Below are 8,316 nucleotides of genomic sequence, written 5' to 3'. Positions count from 1 at the left end.
GTCCCGGCCCGTGCGGCGGGCTTCCTGCCGGGGTAGGCCACGCCGAGGTACGAGCGCCAGAGCGGCACGCTGCCGAGCGCGAGCACGCCGAGCAGCCGCAGCATGCCCTGCCGGAAGCGCTTGACCCGCAGGTCACCGAGGCGGGTCGACTGCTCGCGCGTAAACGGCGCCAGTTCGACGACCGCGCTGACGGCGGCGGGTTCCCGCGCCGCGGCGATGGTCGCGGCGCCGCCGGACATCGAGTGGCCGACGAGTACGGCCGGGCCGCCGCCGAGGTGCCGGATCACGGCGAGCAGGTCGCCGGCGACGGCGGTGCGGCTCCAGTCCGGCCAGTCGGCGCTGGACTCGCCGCAGCCGCGCAGGTCGACGGCGGCGACCCGGTAGCCCGCCGCCACCAGGGGCGGGGTGATGGCGCGGTAGGCGGCGCGGCTGTCGCCCATGCCGTGCGCGAGGACGACGAGCGGTCCGCCCGCGCCCGTCACCTCGTACGCGATCGTCCCGCCGTCGAGGGTGAGGTGCTCGGTCATGGTGTGTCCCTTCGCGGGCGGCTGGGCAATGGCTAATCTAGTTAGCCAAAAGCTAATGGCGTTAGCCTAGGCTGTCAACGCTCGGCGTCGGAAAGTCGCTGGCTTCCCGCCTCCCCGCCGCCGAGACTTCCCTCGTGACGCTTCACGAGGACGAGATCCCCGCCGACGAGACCCTGGTTCGTTCGCTGCTGGAGGCGCAGCGCCCGGAGTGGGCCGGCCTGTCGTTGTCGCCCGCCGGCGCCGGTACGGACAACACCATGTACCGGCTCGGCGCCGACCTGCTCGTACGGCTTCCGCGGACAGCGGGCAACGCGGAGTCCGTGCGCAAAGAGCGGGAATGGCTCCCCCGGCTGGCGCCGCGCCTCTCGTGGCCGATCCCCGAGCCCGTGCACGCCGGGACGCCGACCGGTGACTTTCCGCTGGTGTGGTCGGTCTACCGGTGGATCGACGGCGACGTGGCCGGGCCGGAGACCGTACGGGACTGGGCCGGGTTCGGGGCGGACTTGGCGGCCGTCGTGCGGGAGCTCCACCGCGTCGACCTCATGGGGGCGACGCGCGCGGACGGGCTCAGCTGGTACCGCGGGGGCGGGCTGGAGCCGTGTGATCAGTGGGTCGGCGGGTGTATCGATGAATGCCGGGCCCTGGTGGGCGCCGAACTCGATCTCGACGCGCTGGAAGAGATGTGGCGGGCCGCGCTCGCGCTGCCGGAGCCCGCCGGGCCGCACGTATGGCTCCACGGCGATCTCAAGCCGACCAATCTCCTGGTCAGGGACGGGGAACTGCACGCCGTCATCGACTTCGGAGGGCTCTCGGTCGGCTTCCCCGACGCCGAGCACTCGCCTCTCTGGGACCTCCCGCCACAGGCGCGGCGCGCCTACTGGGACGCCGCGAACCTCGACGACGCCACCTGGGCTCGCGCCCGCGCCTGGGCGATCGCGGTGGGCGTCAGCGGGATCGCGTACTACTGGCGCACGTACCCCGCCTTCATCGCCGAGTGCCGGGCGAGACTTGAGGCGATCCTCGCGGACGCGGCGGGGCGTTGAGCGGGTTGCGCCGGGGCGAGCCGGGGCCGGCTCGCTATCCCGCCGCCCGTGACGGGCGGTAGAGGGCCGTCGCCAGGCCGGTGAAGGAGCGTACGAGCGGGGTGGTGGCGTTGGTGTTCCAGGCGAGGACGAGGTCGCTGGGGGCCTTGTCGCGCAGGGGGACCGTGGTGAGGCCCGGAGGCATGGGGTGGTTCACCGCCGTCAGGCCGACCGTGCCGTCCCACAAGGCGGACTGCATGCACTCGTGCACCGTGCGCACGACCGGCCCGTCGCGACGCCCGGCGACGGCCGGGGGGCCGCTCCAGTAGGCCCGCCAGGCGGGGTCGGCGCCTTCGGGCAGCCGGAACCACTGCCGGTCCGCGAGGTCGGCCAGGCGCAGGCTCGCCCGTCCGGCGAGCGGATCGTCCGTCCGCAGGACCGCGCCGACCGGGTCGGAACGCAGTACGCGCACGGTGAGGCCCGTGCCGTCGAAGGGCGCCCGCGTCAGGGCCACGTCCACCAGCCCGGCGCGCAGCCCGGCGGTCGGGTCGGACAGGTCGGCCTCGCGGATGCGGATACGGGCGTGGGGATGACGCTCCCGGAACGCGGCGGCCAGCCGGGCGCCGACCTGTTCCGCGCTGTCGGCGAGGGTGCCGACGGTGAGCGTGGGGGCGCCGGCCGCCGCCGTCACCCTCGTACGGGCGTGCTCGGCGCGCTCCAGCAGGGCGCGGGCCTCCTCGTACAGCGTGGTCCCGGCGGGGGTGAGCGCGACCCCGGCGGGCGAGCGGTGCAGCAGCGCGCAGCCGAGATCCGTCTCCAGCTGCTGAACGGCCCGGCTCAGCGGCGGCTGGGTCATGTGGAGCCGGGCGGCGGCGCGGCCGAAATGGAGTTCTTCGGCGACGGCCACGAAGTAGCGCAGCAACCTCAGGTCCATGAGCGGCCACGATACCGGCTCGGTATCGGCGGGAGGGAATGGGTGTTGGACGCGGGGGAGGCCGGGGAAGTCGACTGGGACGCAGCGTCAGAGACGTCGGATCGCTCCGGATCGCTCCGGATCACTACGGAGCGATCCGGAGGGACAGACAGCAGACAGCTACAGCAGCGGCAACCGAGAACCCGAGAAACCGAGGAGCCCGCCCATGCCCGACCACGCCACCCCCGACCACGCCGTTCCCGAGCACACCGCCCCGGACCCCGCCGTGCGCCTCGCCGACGTCCGCGAACCCGCCCGCGACCTCGTGGTCATCGCCGACCGCGGCGTCCCGCTCGTACCGAACATCGGCGTCATCGGCGGCCGGGACGCCGTCCTCGTCGTCGAGACGGGCATCGGGAACGAGAACGCCGAGACGGTGCTGAAGTTCGCGGCCGAGTACGCCAAGGGGCGGCGGCTCTACCTGACCACGACGCACTTCCACCCCGAACACGCCTTCGGCGCCCAGGTCTTCGCGGGCGAGGCGACGTACCTGGCCAACCGCGCCCAGGCCGAGGACCTGGCGGAGCGCGGCCCCGGCTACGTGGAGATGTTCAAGGGGTTCGGCGGGCCGGTCGAGCGGCGGCTGGAGGGGGTCGAGATCAAGCAGCCCGACCTCGTCTACGACAGCTCGTACGACCTCGACCTCGGCGGTCGGGTGGTCCAACTGCGCGCCACGGGGCGGGCGCACAGCCGGGGCGACCAGGTCATACGGGTGCCGGACGCGGACATGCTGTTCACCGGGGACCTCGTGGAGGCCGCCCAGTTCTCCATCTTCCCGTGGTTCCCGCCGCACGACACCGACGTCTCCGGAACGCGCTGGATCGGCGTGATGGAGGGCCTGGCGGAGCAGGGCGCGGACATCGTCGTACCCGGCCACGGGGAGCTCGGCGACACCGGCCTGCTCACCGACGTACGGGACTACCTGCGGCTTCTGCGCGACGAGACGTGGCGGCGCCGGGACTCCGCCGTCGACGAGCAGACCATCGTCGACGAGGTGTCGGCGCTGATGATCGAGCGGCATCCCGACTGGGCGGGCCGGGAGTGGATCTCGCACGGCGTCGGCTGCCTGTGCGCCGAACGGGCGGCTTGAGGGGCCTTTTCAGGCCGCCGAATCGGGGGACGGTGCCGGAGTCGCCCGTTCCAGAAGGAGCGCCTTCTCGCGGGCGTTGCGCGTCAGGGACGCCGCGCGGGCGAATTCCGCACGGGCCTCGTCGGCGCGCCCCAGGCGCTCCAGCAGATCGCCCCGGACGCTCGGCAGCAGGTGGTACCCCTTCAGGGCCGGTTCGCCGGCCAGTGCGTCCACCAAGTGCAGGGCGGCCGCCGGGCCTTGGGCCATCGATACGGCGACGGCGCGGTTCAGCTCCACCACCGGGGACGGGGCCAGGGCCATCAGCCGCCCGTACAGCGCGGCGATCGTCGCCCAGTCCGTGTCCTCGTAGCGGACGGCCTGCGCGTGGCACGCGGCGATCGCGGCCTGGACGGCGTACGGGCCGTGGCCCGCGCGGTGCAGGGCCTCGATGCCGCGGCGGATGAACATCCGGTTCCACTTGCCCCGGTCCTGGTCGGCGAGGAGCACCGGGGCGCCGTCCGGCCCCGTACGTGCCGCGATGCGCGACGCCTGGAACTCCAGGAGCGCCGCCAGACCGTGCGCCTCCGGCTCGCCGGGCATCAGCCCCGCGAGGACGCGGGCGAGCCGGAGCGCGTCCTCGCACAGCGCCGGGCGCACCAGGTCCTCGCCGGCCGTCGCAGAGTAACCCTCATTGAAAATGAGGTAGATGACCTCCAGCACCGAGGAGAGACGGGCCGCCCGTTCGGCGGCTCCCGGTACTTCGAAGGGGACCCCGGCCTTGGCGAGGGCGCGTTTCGCACGGACGATGCGCTGGGCGACCGTCGGCTCCGGGGCCAGGTAGGCGCGGGCGATCTCCTGCGTCGTCAGCCCGCCCAGCAGCCGAAGGGTGAGCGCGATCCGCGCCTCGGTCGACAGCACGGGGTGGCACGCCGTGAAGATCAGGCGGAGGAGATCGTCGCCGATGTCCTCGGCGTCCTCGGTGCCTGAGGGGTCTTCTGGGGACGGCGGCGGTACGTCCGTCAGCGCGCGCCCGACCTCCGCCAGCTTGCGCGCGTACGTCTCCTTGCGGCGTACGAGGTCGATCGCGCGGTGCTTGGCGGTGGCCATGAGCCAGGCGCCCGGCTTCTCCGGTACGCCCGACTCGGGCCACTGTTCCAACGCGGCGACCAGGGCGTCCTGCGCCAGCTCCTCGGCGATGCCGACGTCCCGTACGATCCGGGCGACACCGGCGATGATCCGCGCGGACTCGATCCTGAACACCGTCTCGACCGTTTCGGTAGTGCTGTCCGCACTCGCCGCACTCGCTGCTGCCGTCACGGCCACTTATCAGAGCAGTCGCGCGAGGGCCGGGCAAGCGCGTTCGGACAACAGAGGCGGGGCGTCCGCCCGGGTCAGGCTTCGATGATCTCGCGGACCTCGGCGGTGATGTTCCAGTAGTCCTCATGCGTCCGCAGGAACCGCTTGGTCCACTCCACCGCCTCGGCCTTGTCCTTGGCCTGGATGATCGAGTAGCCGCCGATGACTTCCTTGCTCTCCGTGAACGGCCCGTCGGTGCAGCTCATCTTGCCGCCGGACCAGGTGACGCGGGTGCCCTCGGCGGTCGGCGTGAGCCCGGCCGTGTCCAGCATGACCCCGGCCTTGGTGATCTCCTCCAGCAGTGCGCCCATCCGCTCCAGCAGCTCGGGGCTGGGGCCGTCGGCGGGGGCGTTCCGCTCGTCGACGCGGATCATCGTCAGGTAGCGCGGCATGGTGACTCCTCTGTAGGGAGGGCGGGGCTTTTCCCCGCCTCTCACCCCTGCGTCGAACGGGGAACGCCCGGATCGACAGTTCCGCCGATTCTTTTTCGGATTTTCTCGGAGAGATTTCGGCGGAGCTGTTCCCGAGGCCCCGGCAGGCGCTCATTGAAGGGTTCCGGGCAGGTTGTCAGCATGTGCTGGACCGATGGGTTCCCCGGATCGCAAGCTGGCCCCATGCCAAAGATCGCTGCCGCCGCTTCCGCCGCCGCTCGTGCGTCCGCTCGTACGTCCGTCCGTACGCCCTTCTGGTACGCGCGTCCTGCCGCCCGCGGCTGGTCCTGCGAACCCGCGCCCGCCGACGTACGGGCCTTCCACGCCTCGCTGTCCGGCTACGGTCACACGCCGCTGACCGAGCTGCCGGAGGTCGCCGCCGAACTGGGCGTCGGCCGGTTCTTCGTCAAGGACGAGTCGTCGCGGCTGGGGCTGCCGGCGTTCAAGGCGCTGGGCGCGTCGTGGGCGGTGCACCGGGTCCTGGCCGGTGCTCAGGGCAGCGCTCCGATACAGCTGGTCACCGCGACCGACGGGAACCACGGGCGGGCGGTGGCCCGTACCGCCGGGCTGCTCGGGCACCGGGCGCACGTCTTCGTGGCGGACGGGGTGCATCCGGGGGCCGTGGCCGCCATCGCGGGGGAGGGGGCGCGGGTCACCGAGGTGCCGGGCGTCTACGACGACGCCGTGCGCGCGGCGGAGGCGGCGGCCGCCGCGCCGGACGCGGTCCTCGTCCAGGACACCGCCTGGCCCGGCTACGAGGAGATCCCCGGCTGGATCGCCGAGGGGTACTCCACGCTGTTCGCCGAGGTCGACGCCCAGCTGACGGCCGCGGGCGCCGGGGCGCCCTCGCTCGTCGCCGTGCCCGTAGGCGTCGGCTCGCTCGCCCAGGCCGCCGTCACCCACTACCGCAGCAGGCGGTCCGGGGCCGGGGCGGCACTGCTGTCGGTGGAGCCCGAGAACGCGGCGGGGGTGCTGCACAGCCTGCTGGCCGGGCGCCCGCTCACGGTGGCGACCGGCGCCACGACGATGGCCGGCCTGAACTGCGGCACTCCCTCCAGCCTGGCGTGGCCCTGCCTGCGGGACGGCCTGGACGCGGCGGTCACCGTGACGGACGCCGCCAGCGCCTCCGCCGCCGGAGCGCTGGCCGCGCACGGCATCTCCTCCGGCCCCTGCGGGGCCGCTTCCCTCGCGGGCTTGCGGGCTGCGCTTACGGGTGGGGGCGCTGGGGAGCGCCGTACGGAACTGGGTCTCGCGCCCGATGCCGTGGTCGTCGCTCTGAGCACGGAGGGCGCGGACGCCAATCCGCATGGCGGGTGAGGGGGTTGGGCGTACGCGCGGCCTACGCGCGTGTCGCCGCCGACCCGCGTGGGGTCGGGTGGCTGAGGGGCGTGGTGCGGGCGTGAGCGCGCGGCCGGTCCGTACGGGCGGGGTTTCCGTGCCGGTCGGTGGCGGTGGCGGTGGCGGTGGCGGTGGCACGGCCGCTGACCTGTGCCGCGGGTGCTGTTCGTGACCGCGTACGGGGACGAGGGCGCGCGCCCGGCGGTTGTCAGCCGGTCGCGGCCGGTACCGGCAGGGCCGTGATGATCGCCGAGACGAGGATGACCGCCGCCAGGGCCACGGCCTCCGCGCGGGCCGGGCGGGTGGGGCCGGAGGGGGAGTCGGGGTCCGGGGAACGGCGGAGGCGGAGCCGGGCGGCGAGGGCCAGGGCGGCGACGACGGCCACCAGGGCCAGCTTGGCGAGCAGCGTACGCCCGTACGCCGTCGTCAGCGTCGCTTCGAGCGGCAGTCGGCGCAGGGTGCTGAGGGTGCCCGTCACCGCGAGGATCGCGAAGAGGGCGGCGGCCGGACGGGCGTAGCGGCGCAGCAGCGCCTTGGCGGCGTCCGGGCGGCCCCGCCACAGGCGCATCGTGCGCAGGACGTGCACCAGTCCGCCCGCCCACAGCGCCGCCGCGCTCAGATGAATGAGCGTCAGCAGCGAACCCAGCAACGGGCTGTCGGCCTCGGGGTGCGCCCGTAGCGCTTCCCCGACGGCGACCAGGGCCAGCGGGGCCGGGGCGAGGCCGGGGCGGCGCAGCGTGACGCAGACGGCGGCGAGGAGGAAGCCGTTGGCTTCCAGCAGCGCCAGCCCGCCGGGGCGCGTCGCGTACGTCCCGACGAGGTCGCCGCCCGTCAGCCCCGCGGCCAGTGAGCCGTCCCCGGCGAGTACCACGATCTGCCCGGCCGCCGCCGCGCACCCGGCGACGGACGCCGCCAACCCCCAGCTGCGCGGGGCGAGTTCGGGTGCGTCGGGGACCGTACGCGCGAGCCGGTCGGCCGCCGCCTCGCCCAGCTGGAGGGAGAACGCGGCCAGCAGGATGGTGCGCAGCATGGTCGTGATCCCCGCACCCGGCACCGTGATCTCGTTCGTGCCGGACAGGGCGGCCGTGGCGCCGAGCAGCGAAACGACGAGGAACACCGCGGCGGGCGCCGCCACCGCGGCGATCAGTCTCGCGCGCCGGCGGCGGGTGTCGGTGACCGAAGAGCCCGGAAGCATCATCGGGCGATCGTCCCCGGACCGCACAAATCCGGCAAGACCGGCGCGCGCCACGCTGGTCCACCTGGGTTCGCAGGGTCCCTCGGTCGCCGGTCGGCTCCCGCCGCGGTCACCGGCCGGCCTGTATCGGACCCGGTGCCGCCCGCAGCCCCCGCCCCAGCCTGCCCCGCGCCGACCCCCGCGCCCCGCCTACCGTGGAGGCCGAACGCCCTCGCCCGTGACGTGGCCTGCGAAGCGGCCCGCGAAAGGGCCCGTGAAGAGAGACGTGAACGACGTGACCGACCTGAACACCGACCCCGACCCCGACACCGCCGCCTGGCTCGCCGCCGCCGCTATCGATCCCGCCGTGCGGGAGCTGCGCCCCGACTACCGTGCCCTGCTGATCACCGCCGAGGGGCTGACCCC

General features: G+C 74.0%; 8 protein-coding genes. 3 read left to right on the top strand and 5 right to left on the bottom strand.

All coding sequences use genetic code 11. The annotated features are described in order from the left end of the window. Window positions 1-527, bottom strand: a 527-nt coding sequence (locus ACFU99_RS24055; RefSeq protein ID WP_384395227.1) for an alpha/beta hydrolase, incomplete at its 3' end; no start/stop codon positions are given. Between the two features lie 134 nt (window positions 528-661). Here ACFU99_RS24055 and ACFU99_RS24050 point away from each other — a divergent pair. Then, a complete protein-coding gene (locus tag ACFU99_RS24050; protein WP_384395225.1) occupies window positions 662-1,570 on the top strand; it encodes an aminoglycoside phosphotransferase family protein in 909 nt (302 codons plus the stop codon). 34 nt (window positions 1,571-1,604) lie between these two features. On the opposite strand, the gene ACFU99_RS24045 is transcribed toward ACFU99_RS24050, so the two are convergent. Next, window positions 1,605-2,483 carry a LysR substrate-binding domain-containing protein gene (locus tag ACFU99_RS24045; protein WP_384395223.1) on the bottom strand — a complete coding sequence of 293 codons (879 nt, stop codon included), beginning with the start codon at window positions 2,481-2,483 and terminating at the stop codon, window positions 1,605-1,607. 205 nt (window positions 2,484-2,688) lie between these two features. Here ACFU99_RS24045 and ACFU99_RS24040 point away from each other — a divergent pair, with 205 nt between their 5' ends. Then, window positions 2,689-3,612: an MBL fold metallo-hydrolase gene (locus tag ACFU99_RS24040; protein ID WP_384395221.1), complete on the top strand. Its 924-nt coding sequence runs from the start codon at window positions 2,689-2,691 to the stop codon at window positions 3,610-3,612. 9 nt (window positions 3,613-3,621) lie between these two features. On the opposite strand, the gene ACFU99_RS24035 is transcribed toward ACFU99_RS24040, so the two are convergent. Both ACFU99_RS24035 and ACFU99_RS24030 read right to left on the bottom strand, forming a co-directional pair. Continuing rightward, entirely contained in the window at window positions 3,622-4,851 is a 1,230-nt protein-coding gene (locus ACFU99_RS24035) for an RNA polymerase sigma factor (RefSeq protein ID WP_384395219.1), read from the bottom strand. 131 nt (window positions 4,852-4,982) lie between these two features. Further along, the gene (locus ACFU99_RS24030; RefSeq protein WP_384395217.1) at window positions 4,983-5,339 is read right to left on the bottom strand and encodes a YciI family protein; all 357 of its coding nucleotides are present in this window, start codon (window positions 5,337-5,339) and stop codon (window positions 4,983-4,985) included. Window positions 5,340-5,561: 222 nt separating this feature from the next. On the opposite strand from ACFU99_RS24030, the gene ACFU99_RS24025 reads away from it, so the two are divergent. Next, window positions 5,562-6,695, top strand: coding sequence for a pyridoxal-phosphate dependent enzyme (locus ACFU99_RS24025; RefSeq protein WP_384395215.1), 1,134 nt, complete (start codon window positions 5,562-5,564; stop codon window positions 6,693-6,695). Between the two features lie 229 nt (window positions 6,696-6,924). Here the strand turns inward: ACFU99_RS24025 and ACFU99_RS24020 are convergent, their stop codons facing one another. Continuing rightward, complete coding sequence (locus tag ACFU99_RS24020; protein ID WP_384395213.1) at window positions 6,925-7,914, bottom strand: CopD family protein; 990 nt, start codon at window positions 7,912-7,914, stop codon at window positions 6,925-6,927. Window positions 7,915-8,316 lie beyond the last annotated feature (402 nt).

It is taken from the genome of Streptomyces sp. NPDC057654, from assembly GCF_042800135.1.
In the GTDB taxonomy this organism is placed as follows: domain Bacteria; phylum Actinomycetota; class Actinomycetes; order Streptomycetales; family Streptomycetaceae; genus Streptomyces.
This window is presented reverse-complemented; position numbering and strand designations above follow the sequence as displayed.